This window comes from Pantoea anthophila (genome assembly GCF_006494375.1).
Classification (GTDB): domain Bacteria; phylum Pseudomonadota; class Gammaproteobacteria; order Enterobacterales; family Enterobacteriaceae; genus Pantoea; species Pantoea anthophila.
Genome location: NZ_VHIZ01000017.1, coordinates 102,424 through 121,957 on the forward strand (window position 1 = coordinate 102,424; position 19,534 = coordinate 121,957).

General features: G+C 58.6%; 19 protein-coding genes and 1 tRNA gene. 13 read left to right on the forward strand and 7 right to left on the reverse strand.

From position 1 onward, the window contains the following. From FJW00_RS02515 to yejF, 4 genes are read left to right on the forward strand one after another with little or no spacing between them, the layout of a single operon-like run. On the forward strand, positions 1 to 1,809 hold the full coding sequence (locus FJW00_RS02515; RefSeq protein WP_140922997.1) for an extracellular solute-binding protein: 1,809 nt from the start codon (positions 1 to 3) through the stop codon (positions 1,807 to 1,809). Between the two features lie 10 nt (positions 1,810 to 1,819). Continuing rightward, entirely contained in the window at positions 1,820 to 2,911 is a 1,092-nt protein-coding gene (locus FJW00_RS02520) for a microcin C ABC transporter permease YejB (RefSeq protein ID WP_140922998.1), read from the forward strand. Next, positions 2,911 to 3,933 carry an ABC transporter permease gene (locus FJW00_RS02525; RefSeq protein WP_140029061.1) on the forward strand — a complete coding sequence of 341 codons (1,023 nt, stop codon included), beginning with the start codon at positions 2,911 to 2,913 and terminating at the stop codon, positions 3,931 to 3,933. Before FJW00_RS02520 ends, FJW00_RS02525 begins: the two co-directional genes overlap by 1 nt. Next, positions 3,934 to 5,538: a microcin C ABC transporter ATP-binding protein YejF gene (gene yejF / locus FJW00_RS02530; protein WP_140922999.1), complete on the forward strand. Its 1,605-nt coding sequence runs from the start codon at positions 3,934 to 3,936 to the stop codon at positions 5,536 to 5,538. Here the strand turns inward: yejF and FJW00_RS02535 are convergent. From FJW00_RS02535 to rsuA, 3 genes are all read right to left on the reverse strand, one after another. Continuing rightward, positions 5,525 to 5,842, reverse strand: coding sequence for a YejG family protein (locus tag FJW00_RS02535; RefSeq protein WP_009089120.1), 318 nt, complete (start codon positions 5,840 to 5,842; stop codon positions 5,525 to 5,527). The genes yejF and FJW00_RS02535 overlap by 14 nt on opposite strands. A gap of 283 nt (positions 5,843 to 6,125) precedes the next feature. After that, positions 6,126 to 7,322 carry a Bcr/CflA family multidrug efflux MFS transporter gene (locus FJW00_RS02540; protein ID WP_140923000.1) on the reverse strand — a complete coding sequence of 399 codons (1,197 nt, stop codon included), beginning with the start codon at positions 7,320 to 7,322 and terminating at the stop codon, positions 6,126 to 6,128. Positions 7,323 to 7,372: 50 nt separating this feature from the next. Next, a complete protein-coding gene (gene rsuA / locus FJW00_RS02545) occupies positions 7,373 to 8,092 on the reverse strand; it encodes a 16S rRNA pseudouridine(516) synthase RsuA (protein WP_009089116.1) in 720 nt (239 codons plus the stop codon). Between the two features lie 155 nt (positions 8,093 to 8,247). Between rsuA and radD the strand changes: the two genes are divergently transcribed. Then, the gene (radD, locus tag FJW00_RS02550) at positions 8,248 to 10,002 is read left to right on the forward strand and encodes a DNA repair helicase RadD (RefSeq protein WP_140923001.1); all 1,755 of its coding nucleotides are present in this window, start codon (positions 8,248 to 8,250) and stop codon (positions 10,000 to 10,002) included. A gap of 153 nt (positions 10,003 to 10,155) precedes the next feature. Then, entirely contained in the window at positions 10,156 to 10,440 is a 285-nt protein-coding gene (gene rplY, locus FJW00_RS02555) for a 50S ribosomal protein L25 (RefSeq protein ID WP_009089112.1), read from the forward strand. Positions 10,441 to 10,558: 118 nt separating this feature from the next. On the opposite strand, the gene yejK is transcribed toward rplY, so the two are convergent. Continuing rightward, positions 10,559 to 11,563: a nucleoid-associated protein YejK gene (gene yejK, locus FJW00_RS02560; RefSeq protein WP_009089109.1), complete on the reverse strand. Its 1,005-nt coding sequence runs from the start codon at positions 11,561 to 11,563 to the stop codon at positions 10,559 to 10,561. A gap of 158 nt (positions 11,564 to 11,721) precedes the next feature. Between yejK and FJW00_RS02565 the strand changes: the two genes are divergently transcribed. The 5 genes from FJW00_RS02565 to FJW00_RS02585 all read left to right on the forward strand — a co-directional run bounded on the left by FJW00_RS02565 (position 11,722) and on the right by FJW00_RS02585 (position 15,307). After that, positions 11,722 to 11,949, forward strand: coding sequence for a YejL family protein (locus FJW00_RS02565; RefSeq protein ID WP_009089108.1), 228 nt, complete (start codon positions 11,722 to 11,724; stop codon positions 11,947 to 11,949). Positions 11,950 to 11,971: 22 nt separating this feature from the next. Then, positions 11,972 to 13,726, forward strand: coding sequence for an LPS biosynthesis-modulating metalloenzyme YejM (gene yejM / locus FJW00_RS02570; RefSeq protein ID WP_058956728.1), 1,755 nt, complete (start codon positions 11,972 to 11,974; stop codon positions 13,724 to 13,726). A 73-nt stretch (positions 13,727 to 13,799) separates the two neighbouring features. Continuing rightward, positions 13,800 to 13,876: transfer RNA gene (locus FJW00_RS02575), tRNA-Pro, on the forward strand. A gap of 439 nt (positions 13,877 to 14,315) precedes the next feature. Further along, positions 14,316 to 14,519 carry a hypothetical protein gene (locus FJW00_RS02580; protein ID WP_009089095.1) on the forward strand — a complete coding sequence of 68 codons (204 nt, stop codon included), beginning with the start codon at positions 14,316 to 14,318 and terminating at the stop codon, positions 14,517 to 14,519. Between the two features lie 71 nt (positions 14,520 to 14,590). Next, the gene (locus FJW00_RS02585; protein WP_140923002.1) at positions 14,591 to 15,307 is read left to right on the forward strand and encodes a 4'-phosphopantetheinyl transferase family protein; all 717 of its coding nucleotides are present in this window, start codon (positions 14,591 to 14,593) and stop codon (positions 15,305 to 15,307) included. A 156-nt stretch (positions 15,308 to 15,463) separates the two neighbouring features. Here FJW00_RS02585 and FJW00_RS02590 read toward each other — a convergent pair whose 3' ends face one another. From FJW00_RS02590 to apbE, 3 genes are all read right to left on the reverse strand, one after another. Next, entirely contained in the window at positions 15,464 to 17,116 is a 1,653-nt protein-coding gene (locus FJW00_RS02590; RefSeq protein WP_140923003.1) for a multidrug ABC transporter permease/ATP-binding protein, read from the reverse strand. Positions 17,117 to 17,211: 95 nt separating this feature from the next. Further along, positions 17,212 to 17,853, reverse strand: coding sequence for a DNA oxidative demethylase AlkB (gene alkB / locus FJW00_RS02595; RefSeq protein WP_009089090.1), 642 nt, complete (start codon positions 17,851 to 17,853; stop codon positions 17,212 to 17,214). Next, a complete protein-coding gene (apbE, locus tag FJW00_RS02600; RefSeq protein WP_140923004.1) occupies positions 17,853 to 18,902 on the reverse strand; it encodes an FAD:protein FMN transferase ApbE in 1,050 nt (349 codons plus the stop codon). The genes alkB and apbE overlap by 1 nt, the downstream gene beginning before the upstream one ends. Positions 18,903 to 19,073: 171 nt before the next feature. On the opposite strand from apbE, the gene FJW00_RS22430 reads away from it, so the two are divergent. Together FJW00_RS22430 and FJW00_RS02605 are read left to right on the forward strand one after the other, a co-directional pair. Further along, positions 19,074 to 19,184 carry a hypothetical protein gene (locus FJW00_RS22430; RefSeq protein WP_009089087.1) on the forward strand — a complete coding sequence of 37 codons (111 nt, stop codon included), beginning with the start codon at positions 19,074 to 19,076 and terminating at the stop codon, positions 19,182 to 19,184. Positions 19,185 to 19,336: 152 nt separating this feature from the next. After that, positions 19,337 to 19,528, forward strand: a complete 192-nt coding sequence (locus FJW00_RS02605; RefSeq protein WP_009089085.1) for a hypothetical protein — start codon at positions 19,337 to 19,339, stop codon at positions 19,526 to 19,528. Positions 19,529 to 19,534 lie beyond the last annotated feature (6 nt).

Below are 19,534 nucleotides of genomic sequence, written 5' to 3' on the forward strand. Positions count from 1 at the left end.
ATGCTGCTTCGCGCTGGACTTCTGCTGACAGGTGCCCTACTCAGCGCCCCGCTGCTGGCCGCCTCCGTTCTGCAAAGTTACGCTTTTACTCAGGCCGGGGAAGCGAAATATCCGCCTGGCTTCAGCCACTATGAGTATGCCGATCCCGATGCGCCCAAAGGCGGCAGCATCACCCTGGCGGTCATTGGCACCTACGACAACTTCAACCGCTACGCCTCGCGCGGCAATCCGGGTATCAATACCGGTGCGCTTTATGATGGGCTCTACACCAGTTCAGACGACGAGCCGGGTAGCTACTACCCGCTGATCGCCCTGTCGGCGCGCTACGCCAGCGATTTTTCGTGGACGGAGATTCACCTGAATCCCCGCGCCCGCTTTCACGATGGCTCACCGATTACGGCCCGCGATGTGGCTTTCAGCTTTCAGAAGTTTATGACCGAAGGCGTGCCTCAGTTCCGTGTGGCCTATCGCGGCGTGACGGTGACCGCGCTGAACGATCTTACGGTGCGCATCGACGCCACCAAACCGGACAGAGATCTGTTGATGGGCTTGCTGACGCTGCCGGTCATTCCGGCGTCATTCTGGAAAGATAAGCAGTTTAATGAGCCGCTGAGCGCCCCGCCGCTCTCCAGCGGGCCCTATCGCATCAGCCGCTGGAAGCTGGGTCAGTTTATTGAGTTCAGCCGGGTCAAAGATTACTGGGCCGCCGATCTGCCGGTGAATCGCGGGCGCTTCAATTTTGATCGGATGCGCTACGACTACTATCTGGATGACAACGTGGCGTTCGAAGCCTTTAAAGCGGGGGCTTACGACTGGCGTGAGGAGGTCTCAGCGAAGAAATGGGCCACCCAGTATCGCGGCCGCGCCTTCGACGAGGGCGATATAGTGAAGCAGACCACGCCCAACGAGGCCGCTACTGATACCCGCTGGCTGGCGTTTAACAATGAGAAACCGCTGTTCCATGACCGTCGCGTGCGCCAGGCTTTTTCACTGATGTTCGATTTTAACTGGATGAATAAGGCGCTCTATTACGGCGCCTGGCAGCGCGCCAGCAGCTACTTCCAGAACACAGAGTATGCTGCTCAGGGTGCGCCGGATGCGGAACAGCGGGCCCTGCTGGCACCGTGGCGCGCGCAGTTGCCCGCCGGACTGTTCACTCAGCCTTACCAGCCTCCGGTGAGCGATGGCAGTGGCTACGACCGCGCCAGCCTGTTAAAAGCATATGCGCTGCTGAAAGAGGCCGGCTGGCAGATTAAGGATCAGCGTCTGGTCAATGACAAAACCGGTCAGCCGTTCACCGTTGAGCTGCTGCTGCGCGGCGGCACCAGCACGGAGTGGGCACTGCCGTTCCAGCACGCGCTCTCGCGGCTCGGCATCACCCTGAACCTGCGGCAGGTCGACAGCTCGCAATATCTGCGGCGCTGGCGTGAAGGCGACTATGACATGATCGCCACCCTCTATCAGGCGATGCCGATCCCCACCTCCAGCCTGCAGATCCTGTGGCAGTCGGACTACATCAGCTCCTCCTGGAATACCGCGCAGGTGAAAGATCCTGTCGTTGACCACTTCGTGCAGCAGATCGTGGCGCACCAGGGCGATCCCGCTGCGCTGCGGCCGCTGGCGCAGTCACTGGATCGGGTACTGCTGTGGAATGCGTATATGATCCCGATGTGGTACAACGCAGAGCAGCGGCTGGCTTACTGGGATAAGTTTTCCCATCCCGCCCGCAAGCCTGCCTACAGTACCGGTCTGGATAGCTGGTGGTACGACGCACACAAAGCCGGACGCCTGCCGGCCAGTAAACGCTAAGGAGGCACCGTTGGCCGCTTACTTTCTGCGCAGACTCCTGCTGATCGTTCCGACGCTGTGGGCGATCATCACGCTGAACTTCTTTATCGTGCAAATCGCTCCCGGCGGACCGGTCGATCAGGCGCTGGCAACTATTGAGTTTGGTCAGACAACCGGCCTGCCCGGCAGCGGCGCCGACAGCGCCGGTTCACATGCCACGCGCAGTCATCTCAATCCCGCCGACAATCAGTACCGGGGCGCACGCGGGCTGGACCCGGAGGTAATTGCAGAGATCAAACAGCGCTACGGATTCGATAAACCCCTGTGGCAACGCTACGGCGAGATGCTGTGGAACTATCTGCGCTTCGATTTTGGCGACAGCCTGTTTCGCAGCGCCTCAGTGGTGGGGCTGATCAAAGAGAGCCTGCCGGTTTCCATCAGTCTGGGGTTATGGAGCACCCTGATTATCTATCTGGTGTCGATCCCGCTGGGTATCCGCAAGGCCGTGCGCAACGGCTCTGCGTTTGATATCTGGAGCAGCGCCCTGATTATTGTGGGCTACTCCGTTCCGGCTTTCCTGTTCGGTATCATGCTGATCGTGCTGTTTGCCGGGGGCAGCTATCTGGACTGGTTTCCGCTGCGCGGGCTCACCTCTGCGCAGCACGACACGCTGCCCTGGTATGCTCAGGTGCTGGATTACTTCTGGCACATCGCACTGCCGGTGCTGGCGACGGTGATCGGCGGCTTCGCCACGCTGACGATGCTGACGAAAAACGCGTTTCTGGATGAGATCCGCAAACTCTATGTGGTGACCGCGCGCGCCAAAGGGGTGCCGGAGCGGCGTATTCTCTATCATCATGTGTTTCGCAATGCGATGCTGCTGGTCATCGCCAGCTTTCCTGCCACCTTTATCAGCATGTTCTTTACCAGTTCCGTGCTGATCGAGGTAATGTTCTCCCTGAACGGGCTGGGGCTGCTCGGCTATGACGCCACCCTGCAACGCGACTATCCGGTCATGTTTGGCACGCTCTATATTTTTACCCTGATCGGGTTACTGATGAACATTCTCAGCGATCTGACCTATACGCTGGTCGATCCGCGCATCGATTTCAGGAGCCATTGATGCCGCTTTCTCCCCTCACTCAGCAGCGCTGGCAGCGCTTTCGCCATAACCGGCGCGGCTACTGGTCGCTGTGGATCTTTCTGGTCCTTTTTCTGCTGTCGCTGGGTGCCGAGCTGATTGCCAATGAAAAGCCGCTGCTGGTGCATTACCAGCAGCGCTGGATGCTGCCACTGCTGTTTAACTACAGCGAAACGGACTATGGCGGCGTGCTGCCGACCGCCGCCGATTATCAGGACCCGTGGCTGCAGCAGCGCATTGCCCGGCAGGGCTGGGCCCTGTGGGCGCCGATTCGCTTCAGCGACAGCACCCTCAATTTTGCGACCCAGGAGCCCTTCCCCTCTCCGCCGTCGGCACAGAACTGGCTTGGCACCGACGCCAACGGGGGCGACGTGCTGGCACGGCTGCTTTATGGCACGCGCATCTCGCTGCTGTTCGGTCTGCTGCTGACGCTCTTCTCCAGCGTAATTGGCATTGTGGTCGGCGCGGTGCAGGGCTATTTCGGCGGCAGAATCGATCTGATCGGGCAGCGGCTGGTTGAAGTCTGGTCCGGCATGCCCGCGCTGTTTCTGCTGATTTTACTCTCCAGCGTGATCCAGCCCGGCTTCTGGTGGCTGCTGCTGGTCACCGTCGCCTTCGGCTGGATGAGTCTGGTCAGCGTGGTGCGGGCCGAGTTTCTGCGCACCCGTAACTTCGATTACATTCGCGCGGCGCAGGCCCTTGGCGTCAGCGACGGCCGGATTATGCTGCGCCATATGCTGCCTAACGCCATGGTGGCGACCCTGACCTTTCTGCCGTTTATTTTGTGTGGGTCGATCACCACCCTCACCTCACTCGACTTTCTCGGCTTTGGTCTGCCGCTGGGCTCGCCCTCGCTGGGGGAGCTGCTGCTGCAGGGCAAAAATAACCTGCAGGCGCCATGGTTAGGCCTGGCAGGCTTTTTCACACTCGCGATCCTGCTTTCGCTGCTGATTTTTATTGGCGAAGCGGTGCGCGATGCCTTCGATCCGGGCAAAGGAGCCTGAATGACGACACCCTTACTGGCCATCAACGATCTTTCGATTGCCTTTCGTCAGGGCGATGCGCTTCGCCCGGTGGTGGAGGATCTCTCCCTGCGCATCAATGCAGGCGAAACCCTGGCGCTGGTGGGCGAGTCAGGCTCCGGCAAGAGCGTAACGGCGCTGTCGGTGATGCGACTGCTGCATGAGGCGTCGGTGGTTTATCCCCGGGGCGAGATCCTGTTTCAGGGTGAAGATCTGCTGCGCGTCCCGGAGGCGCGGCTGCGTGCCCTTCGCGGCAATCAGATGGCGATGATTTTTCAGGAGCCGATGGTGTCGCTCAACCCGCTGCACACCGTGGAAAAGCAGCTGTATGAAGTGCTCTCGCTGCATCGCGGACTGCGTCGTCCGGCGGCACGCGGAGAGATACTCAGCGTGCTCGATCGGGTCGGCATCCGGCAGGCTGCCGACCGGCTCAACGATTTTCCGCACCAGCTCTCCGGCGGCGAACGCCAGCGCGTGATGATCGCCATGGCCCTGCTGACCGAACCCCAGCTGCTGATCGCCGATGAGCCGACCACCGCGCTGGATGTGACGGTGCAGGCGCAGATCCTGAAGCTGCTCCGCGAACTGCAGCGGGAGATGAACATGGGCATGCTGTTTATCACCCATAACCTGAATATTGTGCGCCAGCTGGCGGATAGCGTCAGCGTGATGCGTCAGGGTCGCATCGTGGAACAGAACCGCGGTCAGGTTCTGCTGGACCAGCCGCAGCATCCCTACAGCCAGCAGTTACTGGCCGCCGAACCGGAAGGAACCGCGCTGCCGCTGCCTGCGGACGCCCCGGTGATACTTCGGGTCGAACAGCTTCAGGTCAGTTTTCCGCTACGGCGCGGCCTGTTCCGGCGGCAGGCGGCCGAAAAGATCATACTCGCCGGGCTGAGTTTTACCCTGCGGCGCGGCGAAAGCCTGGGCCTGGTTGGCGAGTCCGGTTCGGGCAAAAGCACCACCGGGCTGGCGCTGCTGCGGCTGATTCGCTCGCGCGGGGAAGTCTGGTTTGATGGTCAGCCGCTGCATCAGCTGACGCGCTGGCAACTGCTGCCGCTGCGCCAGCGCATTCAGGTGGTGTTTCAGGACCCCAACTCCTCCCTGAATCCGCGGATGACGGTGCAGCAGATTATTGCCGAAGGCATGGCGGTACATCTGCCCGCTATCGGTCGGGCAGAACAGGAGCAGCGCGTCATCGCGGTGATGCAAGAGGTGGGACTCGAACCGGAAAGCCGCCACCGCTATCCGGCCGAATTTTCGGGGGGTCAGCGACAGCGAATCGCCATCGCGCGGGCGCTGATTCTGGAACCGGAGCTGCTGGTGCTGGACGAACCGACCTCCTCGCTGGACCGCACGGTGCAGAAACAGATCCTGACGCTGCTACGTCGTCTGCAGCAGCAGCGCCAGCTCAGCTATCTGTTTATCAGTCACGATCTCGATGTGGTTCGATCCCTGTGTCACCAGCTTATCGTGCTGCGTCAGGGGAAAGTGGCAGAACAGGGAGAGTGTGAAAAGTTGTTTGCTTCACCTGAGAACGACTACACCCGCGAGCTGCTGCAGTCGTCCCGGCTCAGCCTGCGTTAAAGGTTTCGGCAATCGCCACGCCCTGATTTTTCAGGCAGCAGTTAGTGGCACTCTCGTCACGGCGCTGAATGAACAGGCAGGGCTGCCCTTCACATTCGGCCACTTTACAGTCGACCTGAATCTCTGCCAGCACCTCTTTTAACTGCTGCAGGATTTCCCACGCCGGAATGCCATCGTGGCTGATCAGACGCAGCGCCACGAACTCCTGGTCATCCAGGGCTTCATCAGGCTCAATAGCACTGTGGCGATCGCTGGCCCAGCGGAAACGCTGCGGCAGGCGATGCACAATTGAAAGTTGCAGCATCGTTTACTCTCCCCGAATGAGTTTATGTCGCAACACACAGCAACCGACGCTGAAAGCTGACCGACAACCGCTGAGTCCGGACGAGTGTTAATCGTCTGCCCGCGCGCATTTTTTGCGACTCGCATCGCACTTCTGGCTATATGTACCGCGTTCACACGCCGTTAACAATCATTTTAGACGCAATATGATTACTTTTTTAGCTAAAGATTTTCACAATAAAGAAACATAACCAGAAAGGCCGCTAACAGAGCCAGCGGTAACGGGGGAAAACTCCTGCGCCCGGCTAGCGGGACGCAGGATGGGGACGTGACGCGTAGAAAAAGAGCAGCAGGGAAATCGTCGCGCACAGCGCGATGGTGCCCACCATCGGCCAGGCGCTGTTGAAACTCATCAGCGACAGTAGCGCCCCCACAAAAGCCCCGACGCCAAAACGCAGGGTGCCCGCCAGAGAGGAGGCCGTGCCCGCCATATGCGGGAACGCATCGAGGATCACCGCCATCGCATTGGATGAGACGATCGACACACAGCCGATAAACAGTGCGACACCCAGCACCAGCGGCAAAAAGCCCAGGTCAAAGGCGCTGACCAGCAGCAGCCAGATCCCCATAGAGAACTGGATCAGCAACCCCAGCCGGAACATCGCGACCGGGCCAAAGCGACGCACTGCCCTGCTGTTAATCAGGGTCAGCACGAAGAGAAACACCACGTTAAGGCCAAAGTAGTAGCCGAAGTTTTGCGGCGAAACGTAATTCAGTTCGATATAAACAAAGGGACCGGCGTTAAGAAAGGTGAAGAGTCCGGCAAAGGAGAAGCCGCTCGCCAGCATATAACTGAAGGCCCGTTTGTGACGAAACAGCGTGACGAAATTACCCAGCGTGGTGCGCAGATGGAACCGCTGACGCTGCTCCGGCTTCAGGGTTTCACGAATCTGCGTGGTCACCAGCAGTGTGGTGACTAATGCCGCGCCCGACAGCGCCCAGAAGATGGCGTGCCAGCTCCAGAGCACCAGCAGCCAGCCGCCGATAATCGGCGCCAGCAGCGGCGCAATGGTGGTGATCAGCATCACGAAGGACATCATGCGCGAAAAGTCCTCTTTCGAATAACTGTCGCGCATCAGGGCGTTGATCACCACGCTGGCGGCCGCAGCCGACAGCCCATGCAGAAAGCGCATGGTAATCAGCTGATCAATGCTTTGTGACAACGCACAGGCAGCGGCGGCGCAGGCAAAGATCAGCGTGCCAAGCGCAATCACCGGCTTGCGGCCGTAGCTGTCCGCCAGCGGCCCATAGATGAGCTGCCCGATCGCGAACCCCAGAATGTAGAGATTCAGTGACATCTGCACGCTACCCGCCGACACGTCAAACTCACGCGCAATCTGCGGCATGGCAGGCAGATACATGTCAATCGACAACGGCATCAGCATGGCTAACAGACCGAGAATGACGACCAGACCTGTTGGCGAATTCTTTTCCTTACGCACACCTTCTCCTGCCCTGTGGGACTGGCACGGGCTGCTGGCAGCCCGTCCGCTTATTTAGCCTGTAACTCTTTTGGCAGACCAATACTGGCGATCTCTTCTGCCGTCAGCGGCCGGTATTCGCCCGGTTCCAGATCGGCATCCAGCACGATGTCGCCAATGCGCTCACGATGCAGCTCAACCACCCGATTGCCGACTGCCGCAAACATCCGTTTCACTTGGTGATAACGCCCTTCGCTCAGGGTCAGCAGCACTTCGGTCGGCGTGATCACCTCCAGCTGTGCCGGTTTGGTCAGGCTCTTCTCATTGTGCAGCTGTACGCCCGCCGTAAACTGCGCGGCCGTATCGTCACTGACCGGCGATTCCAGTGTGACGCGATAGGTTTTCTCGCAGTGATGACGCGGCGAGGTAATCCGGTGTGACCACTGACCATCATCTGTCATCAGCACCAGTCCGGTCGTGTCGATATCGAGACGCCCTGCTGCGTGCAGTTTGAAAGACATCGGCTCTTCGAGGAAATAGAGGATGGTGGGATGATCGGGATCGTCGGTTGAGCAGACGTAACCCTGTGGTTTGTTCAGCATAAAGTAGCGTGGACCGGTGAGCATCTGCAGCACGTTGCCGTCATAGGCGACTTCGTGGTCGGGCAGCAGTTTAAACGCGGTATCGCGCACGATCTCCCCGTTCACGGTGACACGCTGGCCGCGGATTTCGCGATGAGCGATGGCGCGGCTGATTTCCAGTTGCTGAGAGATGAATTTGTCGAGTCGCATGAATTCGTTTTGCCTGTTACTGCGGAGGGAATCTGAAACGGCCTGGTTAACCGTTGAAAATGTGCGGGAAGTATAACGTGATCTGCGTCCGCCTGACAGCGCGTTTACCGGACTTTCATGGCATAATTGCCGCCAGTTTTGCAAAAGTGAGCGCCATGTCTTTTACCTTACGCCCCTATCAGCAGGATGCGGTTAATGCCACCGTTGCGCATTTCCGTCGTCATCAGGAACCTGCAGTGATCGTACTGCCCACCGGTGCCGGTAAGAGCCTGGTGATCGCCGAGCTGGCACGGCTGGCACGTGGCCGGGTGCTGGTGCTGGCGCACGTCAAAGAGCTGGTGGCACAGAACCACAGCAAATATGAAGCGTACGGGCTGGAGGCGGACATCTTTGCAGCCGGACTGCAGCGCAAAGAGAGCCAGCGCAAAGTGGTATTTGGCAGCGTGCAGTCCATCGCGCGTAACCTCGAACAGTTCGACAGCGCCTTTTCACTGGTGATTGTCGACGAGTGCCATCGCATCGGCGATGACAAAGAGAGCCAGTATCAGCAGATCTTCAGTCATCTGCGCCAGCACAATCCTCAGCTCCGTTTACTTGGCCTGACCGCCACGCCGTTCCGGCTGGGCAAAGGCTGGATCTATCAGTTCCACTATCACGGCATGGTGCGGGGCGACGAGAAATCGCTGTTCCGCGACTGCATCTATGAACTGCCGCTGCGTTACATGATCAAGCATCAGTTCCTGGTGCCGCCGGAGCGGCTGGATATGCCGGTGGTGCAGTATGACTTCAGTCGTCTCACGGCGCAGTCGAACGGCCTGTTCAGCGAAGCCGATCTGAATCGCGAACTGAAACAGCAGCAGCGCGTGACGCCCCATATCATCCGTCAGATTGTGGAGTTCGCTGAGGATCGGCTGGGGGTGATGATCTTCGCTTCCACTGTGGATCATGCGCGTGAAATCCTGCAGCTGCTGCCCGAAAACAGCGCGCTGGTCTCCGCCGAAACGCCCGCCCGCGAGCGTGATGCCCTGATCCTGGCATTTAAAGCACAGCAGCTGAAATTCCTGGTGAACGTAGCGGTACTGACCACCGGCTTTGATGCGCCGCACGTAGACCTGATTGCGATACTGCGCCCGACCGAGTCGGTCAGCCTCTATCAGCAAATCGTCGGCCGCGGCCTGCGGCTCTCGCCCGGTAAGCGCGACTGCCTGATCCTGGATTATGCCGGTAATCCCCACGACCTTTTTACGCCGGAAGTCGGCGCGCCAAAAGGGGCCAGCGACAATCAGCCGGTGCAGGTTTTCTGCCCCGCCTGCGGCTTTGCCAACACCTTCTGGGGCAAGGCGACCGAAGATGGCATGGTCATCGAACACTTTGGCCGGCGCTGCCAGGGGGTGCTGGAAGATGATGAGGGAGAACGCGAACAGTGCGACTATCGCTTCCGCTTTAAGAGCTGTCCCGACTGCGGCGCGGAAAATGATATCGCCGCCCGGCGCTGTCACCAGTGCGATAAAGTGCTGGTCGATCCCGACGATATGCTCAAAGCGGCACTGAAACTCAAGGATGCACTGGTGCTGCGCTGTGCCGGCATGACGCTGGAACAGGGATCGGATGCCAAAGGTGAGTGGCTCAAAGCGACCTACCATGACGAGGATGGCACCAGCGTCAGCGAACGTTTCCGGCTGCAGACGCCCGCGCAGCGGAAAGCGTTTGAGCAGCTCTTTATGCGTCCGCATCAGCGCGCACCCGGCGTACCGCTTGGCTGGCAGACCGCCGCCGACGTGCTGGCGCTGCAGCCGCTGTTGCGTCATCCCGATTTTGTGGTGGCCAGGGCTAAAGGCCAGTTCTGGCAGATCCGTGAAAAGATGTTTGATTATCAGGGCCGCTACCGCCGCGCGAATGAGCTGCGCTGACGCGGATGCGCCGCTGGCAGGCGGCTATATCGTTTGCTCCCGGCAGGGATAACCGCTATACTGCCGCCCGCTTTTGCATGTGCATCAGCGGAATTGAATAACCTGCCTGTTACTGGGTCGCCTGTAGCAGGAATTAAATAAAGAGACGTATTAATGTTCACTATCAATGCAGTAGAACGTAAAGAGCAGGGTAAGGGTGCGAGCCGCCGCCTGCGTACAGCAAACCGTTTCCCGGCCATCATCTACGGTGGTTCTGAAGCGGCTGTTGCCATCGACCTGGATCACGACTCCGTAATGAACCTGCAGGCAAAACCAGGTTTCTACGAAGAAGTGCTGACCCTGGTTGTTGACGGTAAAGAAACCAAAGTGAAAGTTCAGGCTGTTCAGCGTCACCCGTTCAAGCCAAAACTGTTTCACATCGACTTCGTTCGCGCGTAATCGCGAGCCTTGTTGAACGTAGAAGGGCCGGTTGCGAAACCGGCCCTTTTATTTTGTCTGTCGCTGCCAAAGGTTATCACCGCGCAGCGTCAAAAAAGCCGGGCTGAGCCCGGCTTTTTTATTTGCTGCTGGTGCGGCGCTGTAGCTGGTCACGCAGATTGGGGGGCGTGCCTTTGATTGTCAGGGTGTCCGTTGCCGGGTCCCAGAAAATACGCTCGCCCAGTAACATGGCGTCGAAGTTCAGGGTCAGTCCCCCGCCGCTGCCGGCAAACTTCGTCAGCTGGCGCAGCGTGCTGCGATCCGCCGGGAAGCTCTCCTCAAGTTCGTAGCCCTGCTCCTGGGTAAAGGCCTGAAAGGTTTTTTCACCCACCGGTGGCAGTTCGCCTGACAGATCTTCCAGCGCAATCTCTTCGCCCGCCTGCAGCTGCTCGTTGCAGTAGCTGTAGACCTGCTGGCGATAATTCTGCCGCTCCTGCTTATCCAGCCCGGATTCGTTGCAGTAGTCATCCACCGCCTGCAACAGTCCCCGGTTCTGCGCCTTGGTGTCTAATCCCACTTCGGCACCGAGGAAGTCCATGAAGAAGTCAGCCACTTTACGTCCGACGCGGCCGCGCAGGAAGGTCAGATAGCGGGTCGATTCCGGGTTGGTTTCCCACTCGGTTAAATCGATGCGCGCGACGATGTCCGCATGATTGATGTCGAGATAGTGGGTGCTGCTGATATCCATCTGCTCGTTGACGCGCATGCTGGACTGGCTGTTCAGCACGGCGATCAGCAGATAGTCTACGGCCAGATAGCGGTAGTGAATAAACAGCACCACGCCGCTTTCGGCGAACGGATATTTCGCCAGTTCGTCACGCAGACGGCCGGTGGCGGCACGGCTAAAGGCGAGAAAATCATCGTTGCCCTTACGACAATTACGCAGCGCTTCTGCCAGTTCACTCTCTGCATTAAACAGGCCGTAGGCTTTGCTTTTTGCGCTGTAAACCCGGTGTAACTCCTCCACCATCGCGTTGACCGTGTTGGTGGCAGGCAGCAGCGAATCGCGCAGCGCCAGCTCAAGCTGGTTTTCATCGCGTTTGATTAACTGGTGCAGGGCAATCTGGTCGATATCCAGACTCATGGTAGACTCTCCTTTTAGCTCAGGCGCGTATTCAAACACCGCCGGCATCGGCTTTCAACTCCATACGTAAAGCGGACGCGGTACTTTCGATAAAATTGCGGAAAAAAATACGCTGTTCCGGTACTATATCGCCTTTTGAAATGAGCTCAGACGACCCTATGCCACAATCATCCCGTTACAGCGACGAACGCGTGGAACAACTCCTCGCGGAAATGGCCCAAATCCTGCAGAAGGATAAGGCCCCCACCGACCTCTCCCTGATGGTCCTGGGCAATATGGTGACTAACCTGATTAACAGCGATGTTGCCCCGGCGCAGCGTCGCTCTCTGGCCCGATCTTTCGCCGATGCCCTGCAGGCGTCAGTGCGTGACGACAACGCTCACTAATTGGCTGATTTGATTTTATAATATGGTAACCAACCGGCAGCGCTACCGCGAAAAAGTCTCCCAGATGATTAGCTGGGGGCACTGGTTTGCTCTGTTTAATATCTTATTCGCGCTGATTTTAGGCAGTCGCTACCTGTTGGTCGCCGACTGGCCTTCTTCACTGGCGGGGCGTATCTACGCCTATACCAGCTGGGTTGGCCACTTCAGTTTTATCGTTTTTGCCGCCTATCTGCTGATCATCTTCCCGCTGACGTTTGTGGTGATGTCGCAACGGCTGATGCGGGTAGTGTCCGCGGTGGTCGCCACCGCAGGTCTGACGCTGGTCATGGTCGACAGCGCGGTGTTCAGCCGCTTCCACCTTCACCTGAACCCGGTGGTGTGGGAGCTGGTAATTAACCCCGATCAGAGCGAGATGGCGCGCGACTGGCAGCTGATGTTTATCAGCGTGCCGCTGATTTTCCTGGTCGAGATGCTCTTTGCGACCTGGAGCTGGCAGAAACTGCGCAGCCTGAATCGCCGTTCATTTGGTAAGCCGCTCGCGGCCCTGTTTATCAGCGCCTTCTTTGCCAGCCACCTGATGTATATCTGGGCTGATGCCAACTTCTATCGCCCGATAACCATGCAGCGCGCTAACCTGCCGCTCTCCTATCCGATGACCGCCCGCCGTTTCCTGGAGCGTCACGGTCTGCTGGATGCGCAGGAGTATCAGCGTCGCCTGGTTCAGCAGGGCGACCCGGAAGCGCTGGCGGTGGAATATCCGCTGAGCGACATTACCTTCCGCGATGGCGGTACACGCAATAACCTGCTGGTGCTGACCGTGGATGGCCTGAATAACGCCACGATGGCCAGTGCGCTGCCGCAACTCAACCAGTTTGCCAGCGAAAACGTGCGTTTCACGCAGCACTACAGCGCCGGAGATACCCCGGAGAAAGGGTTGTTTGGCCTCTTCTACGGCATCTCCTCCAGCTACATGAACGGCATTCTGGCATCCCGTACGCCGTCTGCCCTGCTGGGCGCGCTGAGCACGCAGGGTTATCAGTTTGGCCTGTTCTCCTCTGAGGGCTTTAATCCGCCGCTCTACCGACAGGCGCTGCTGACCGACTATTCACTGCCGGCGATGACCAGCCAGCCGAACGCCAGCACCGTCGCGCAATGGCAGAACTGGCTGGAGAAGCAGACAGGTTCCCAGGCGCCCTGGTTCTCCTGGATCGCGCTGAACGGCCCTGACGTCACCGGCGACAGCGCCAAAGCCCGTCAGCGCAGTTATCTGCGTCAGGCACCCGCCGTCGATCAGCAGATTCATGCCGTTCTGAGCAGCCTGCAGGCGCGTGATTTGCTGAAGAACACAGTGGTGGTGATCACCGCGCAGCGCGGTCTGGCGCTGGAGGGTAACCCTGACAGCGCAGGCAATCGCCAGACATTGCAGGTGCCATTAGTGATTCACTGGCCTGATACGCCCGCGCAGACCGTTGATCGTCTCTCCGATCATCAGGATGTGATGACGACGCTGATGCAGCGCCTGCTGCATGTGCGAACCAATCCGGTGAACTATTCGCAGGGTGAAGATCTGTTTGCTGCACGTCGTCGCCATGACTGGGTCGCCAGCAGCGAAGAGAACAAGCTGGTGATCACCACGCCGCAGGTGACGCTGGTGCTCAACAACAACGGCAGCTATCGCGCTTATGATGCCGCGGGCAATGCGCTGAAAGATCACAAGCCGGAACTGACGTTGCTGTTGCAGGTATTAACTGAGGAGAAGCGATTTATCGCTAACTGATTAATTATCAGGCAAATAGTCAGCTGGTATCTTGCATTCATGCCGATAACCAGTAGACTAATCCTCCAGTGTTCGGCACGTAGCGCAGCCTGGTAGCGCACGGTCATGGGGTGTCCGGGGTCGGAGGTTCAAATCCTCTCGTGCCGACCAAATTACTCTAAAAGCAGCCTCATCGGCTGCTTTTTTCGTTTCTGCTGTCAAATCCCCCTTTCCTCGCGTCCCCGCCAATCCGATCTATACTTAACAGCCTGTGGGTAACAAGAGGAGAGTTTATGACCTTTATTGAAAAAGACGATCCAACAGAAGCACCTGAGTCAGGCGATAAGCAACCTTCCCCGCCAGACCAGAAGTAACCCACCAGGGCCGCGCGTGACGCGGCCTTTTTCTTACAGCGTAGTCCCTGTTCGTATATTCAGATTAATCCTGCCAGCCGTTAACATTATCTCTGCAATCAGCCAGTTATGGCTTGCAGCAGAGGTGGATCCGCCTCACAGAAATTACCTCCCGCTACGCTTTTTCATCAAACTGAAACAAAAATGTCACAGAAACGCCTTACCCTGAATTCCCCTGAAACTGACGGATAATGTGTATGGCGATTAAAGCAAAGAGCCTGAAAGATGCAGAAACGTTATTGCACTCAGGCATCAGCAAAGTGGAACTGGCGTATGACATCGGCAGCGACGATTTCTTTCGCCTGGCAAGCCACTGGTGCGACCGCGGCGCGCGTATCAGCAAAGGTCATCACCATTTTGTTGTTTCTCTGAAGAGTTTTGCCATCCCGCCCAACGACTGATCCCGGCAGGCTGCTTGCCCTGTTTGCATGCACCTGATTTAATGCCGTTTTGGCATCCATTATGGTTCCGCATGCGCTATCCCGACCTGCCGCTGCCGCCTGTTGCAGGCGGCTTTATTCTCTCTTCGCACCTGAGCCACAGCGATCCACTGCTGGCGGTGAGTCACTTTAATCCGCACGCTTACGATGAGGCACTGGCTGCTGCCTGGGGCATCACGCTGCCTGCCCGCCTGCAACAGGCTGTCAGCAAACGTCGTGCCGAATACCTGGCCAGCCGGATGCTGGTAAGGTCGGTCATGGCAGAACTGGGCATCCCTGATTTTATCCTGAACAATGCCCCCGATCGCTCTCCCTGCTGGCCAGCGGGTATCCAGGCGTCGCTGTCACACAGCGCGGGTGTTGTGGTCGTCGCGGCAACGCGTCAGTCCTGCGCTGTCGGGGTCGATGTTGAACAGATCATGCCGGAGATGACGGCGAACGACATGGCCGGGCTGCTGATGAATGCGCAGGAGCAGCAACTGCTGCGGTCGCTGCCGGTCAGCTTCAGTGCCGCCGCGACCCTGCTGTTCTCTCTGAAAGAGAGTGTTTACAAGGCACTCTGGCCCCAACTGCATCAGCCGATGGACTTTCTTCAGGCGGCGCTGGTGTCGGTGGATTGTGCCCGACAGCGCGCCACGCTGCGGCTGACTCAGCACTTCAGTGAGCGATTTCCGGCGGGCACATTATTACAGGCGACATTTTTGTGGCGGGAGAATCTGGTGATAACGCAGGTGGTGCATCCGGTTTAAAAAACCGGCTAAACAACGCAGCTTAGCCGGGGGTAAACACAGACGAAAGAAGAAGTTTCAGGATCGCAGAAACCGCTGTTTCTGCTGTCCGCTACAGTAACCGCTTTCAGGCGCGGCCTGCCAATACGCTTTTTTGCTAAGTTTTGCCATCTGCCGCTAAAGGCCAGTGTCGGTGCGTTTTACCGAGTCGAGCGTGGCGAGGTCGCGCTCATTACCGGTCAGCTCGGTTAACTGCCCTTCGCGCATCTCCAGCAGCCGGTCAGCGTGAATGAAATAGTGATCGTCATGGCTGATGGCAAATACCGTTTTGCCCGCCTCCTGCAGCCACGGCAGCAGCTCACGATAGAAGATGCGACGGAAATGGGGGTCCTGATCGGCCGCCCACTCATCCAGCAGCAGCACATCCCGCTCTTCTGCCACCGCCAGCAGCAGTGCCAGGCGCTTGCTCTGTCCTTTGGACAGCCGGAGGTTCAGCACCTTATTACCGGCAAGTTTCAGCTTATCCTGCATCTTCAGCCTCTCCAGCCACTGCTGAACCAGCGCCGGATTGGCCGGACCCCCTTCCCGCCCGATGAGCCGATCAAACAGGTGCAGATCGGTAAAGACCGCCGAGAACTGACTGCGCCAGCGATCGAGTTCATCTGCCGTGATCGGCTGGCCATCCAGCAGCAGCGTGCCGGACTGTGGCTGATAAAGCCCGGTCAGCAGCATCGCCAGCGTCGATTTCCCGCTGCCGTTACCGCCAATCAGAAAGACCAGCTCTCCCCGGCGCAGCGTCAGGTTGATCGGCCCGACCTTAAAGCCGTTGTCGCCGTAGTGGAAGGAGACATCACGTAACTCCAGCGTCTGCCACGCCGCGGTGGCGGCTGGCGCGTGGAAGCCGGGCTGATAAGGAGCGAGATCGAAGGCGTTAAGCTTACGGAACGCCACCTGCGCGCTGAGCAGCGTAGGCAGCGCGCCGACCGCCGAGAGCAGCGGCGTGCGCAGAAACAGCAGCGTCAGGGAGAAGGTCGCGGCGACGGCGGTGTCAGCCCAGCCCAGGCTGTTGGCCATAAAAAAGACGATGCCGATAGCGCCTAAGGTCATGATGTTCGACCAGTTAACCGCACTGAGATGATAGGTGTCGGCCCGCACAATATGATGACGCCAGGCGCGGGCATCTTCCTGATAAACCGTGTCGTAGACCTGCTGAGCGCGCGACCGGTTAAGCTGCAGCTCTTTACGCCCTTCTATCACCGTCTGGTAATCGCGATAGAGGCTATCTTCGATGTCCCGCAGCTTCGCCATATGCTGATAGACCCGCGAGACCAGCAGCCAGCCGCCTACCAGCGTGACAGCCATCCAGAGACTGGTCACCAGTAACATCTCCGGCGAGAGCCAGGCGAGATAGATCGCCGAACCGAGGGTAATGATGACGCCCTGAAATAGCTCCGGCAGCCGCACAAAGGCCAGCGTAATGGCACGCACATCGCTGGTCAGCCCGGCCAGCAGCTGGGCACTGCCGAGTTGCTCAATGCGCTCGACCCGGGTGTCGAGAATACGTTTGATAAATTCACCGCGCAGCCGCCAGACAAACTGATGGCCGAGCGTTGTCAGCGCCAGCTGCGAGGCGAGCGTGACCGCCATCAGCACCACCAGCTGCAACAGGAACTGCGGCAGCACCGCAAAAGAGGTGTTAATGGCGACAATCATTTCGCGGTTGATGAAGGCGATCATCCCGATGCCCAGCACTGCGCTTAACAGCGTCAGGGCAATCACCCCAATGAAAGGCCAGCGGAACTGGCGAAAAACAACGTGTAGCAACGTCATGCAGGCAATCCAGCAGTCAAAAAACAGCCTGCAGTGTAATGGGATGCGGAATGATAGCAATAGTTATTCTCACCACGCCGTCCCGCGCCCAGGGCTCAGAAGGCGCGGCGGAACGTGAGGTTATAACGCCAGGCGCCCACCAGCGGATGCACGCCGGGCTTGAGCGGCAGGATACCGTGATAACGCAGGCGTGACGGCCCGCCCCACACCACAATGTCGCCATGTTCCAGCAGCACCCGCTGGGTAGCGTCGCCACGCTCAAAGCCGCCAAACTGAAACACGGCCGGTAGCCCCAGCGACACGGAGACAATGGGCTGGCGCATATCTTTTTCATCTTTGTCCTGATGCAGCGTCAGCTTTGCGCCCGGTTCATAGCGATTAAGTAAACAGGCATCCGGATTAAAGCCGGGAAAGCCCGCTTCAAGGGCGGCCTGTTGCGCCAGGGTGCGAAACAGGGGCGGCATCGGGGGCCAGCGGCGGCCATTAAGATTGTCCTGCTGCTCATACTGATAGCCGCGCGAATCCACCGACCAGCCAAAGTCGCCGCAGTTGGTCATCGCGACCGACATGCGGTGCCCGCCGGGCGTAATGCGATGGGCAAACGGATTCTGTTCTGCAATCGCCATCACCTGCTGATACAGCGTTTCTGCATCCTCACGCGCGCGGCGGCGCAGGATCACGGCGCCTTCTGCCAGCGGCTCCTGCCAGGGTTGCTCTTCACTAAAGAGATCTAACATCAGGGTTCTCCGGTCGTTTCAGCGGGGATCAGGAAAGCAGCAAACTGCGGCGACATCCAGCTGACAAATTTATCGCCCTGTTTGCTGATCAGATAGACCGCCAGATGCTGTTCGAGTGCCAGCGCTTTGGCTTTCTCCGTGCCGAGTACCATCAGGCCCGTATCCCAGCCATCCGCTTCCAGCGCCGTGGTGGCAATCACCGTGGCGGAAACCAGCTTATGCTCAATAGGCCGTCCGGTAACGGGATCGATGACATGAGAAATCCGTTTGCCGTCCAGTTCATAATAGTTGCGATAGCTGCCGGAGGTGCTGATGCCGTGCCCCTGCAGATCAACGCGCGCCTGAACGGCATTCTCGCGGTCAGTAGGTTTCTGGATCGCCACCCGCCAGGGCTGCTGCTGCGCATTCAGCCCGCGGCTCAGCACCGCGCCGCCCACCGACACCAGATAGTTGTTGATGCCGAGCTGCTCCATCAGTCGCGCCAGATGATCGGTCGCAAAGCCCTCGCCGACGGTTGAGAGGTCAACATAGAGCCCCGGCAGATCTTTCTGCAGCCACTGCCCCCCGGCACCCTGCACCACCCGCAGATGCTGCAGACCGGTCTCCGCCCGGGCGGCCGCGATCTGTGCAGCATCGGGCGTGTGGACGGGCTGTTTCGTCGGGCCGAAGCCCCACAGATTGACCAGCGGGCCGACGGTGATATCCATCGCGCCACCGGTTTTACGGCCAATCCGCAGTGCGGTGGTGACAATGTCTGCCATGTTTTCACTCACCAGCTGCGGTGTGAGATCGCGGCTTTGGTTAAAGCGTGACAGCGCGGAGTCCGGCTTCCACGTCGAGAGTTCCGCATCGTCAGCATCCAGCCGCTGCTGAATACGCTGCTGCAGTTCCGCCTTGCGCGCCTGATCGACACCCGCCAGGCTCACCCGCCAGACGGTTCCCATCGTTTTCCCTTCCAGCACCAGCGCCGGTTCAGCCGCAGGTTTATCGCAGGCCACTAATGACAGTGCCAGCACTGCTGTAAGCAGCAGATTAGTCTGATAACGCATCCTTCCTCACTTGTAACACTTTATTCCGACCTGCTACAAAGCATAAACTTCGGGTAAAGACGCTTAAAGAGAGTTGAATCTCTCTGTTAAGCCCCTCAAACTTGACCCGTCATCTATCCTCTGCCCGCCTTTAATCAGGCGATCGACATTCATTTAATAAAGGAGCAGCAGATGATCTATCTGATTCTCGCCATTGCCCTGGGGCTGTTTGTTTTCAGCACCTATAAAGTTCTGCATCAGCGTCGTCATCGTCACATGCTCCCTTCCCGGCCGCGCCATTAACAGGCTGCACTGCACCGGCGTGGGGCAATCTGCTCCCGTCGGGCGCAGCAAGTGTATCAAAGCAGGCGTAAAGTCTGTGGCTGTGAGAGCGGTTAAGCTGGCATGAATTCTGCACTGTTGAAACAGTGTTTATCTCTGATGAGAGGTGCAGAATGAAAAATTCCGGATGGCAGGCAGCCTGGCAGCACTGGCTGAGCTTTTCAGCTTTCACCCTGGCAGGTGTAGCCTTTGAAGGTGCGCGATTTGGCAGCGTGGTATCGCCAGAAACCACGGTGGCGGAACCGGCAAAATGGCGCAAGGCTGACGCGGTCAGCCCACAGGGTCACGCAGGAGCACAGCGGTAACTGCGC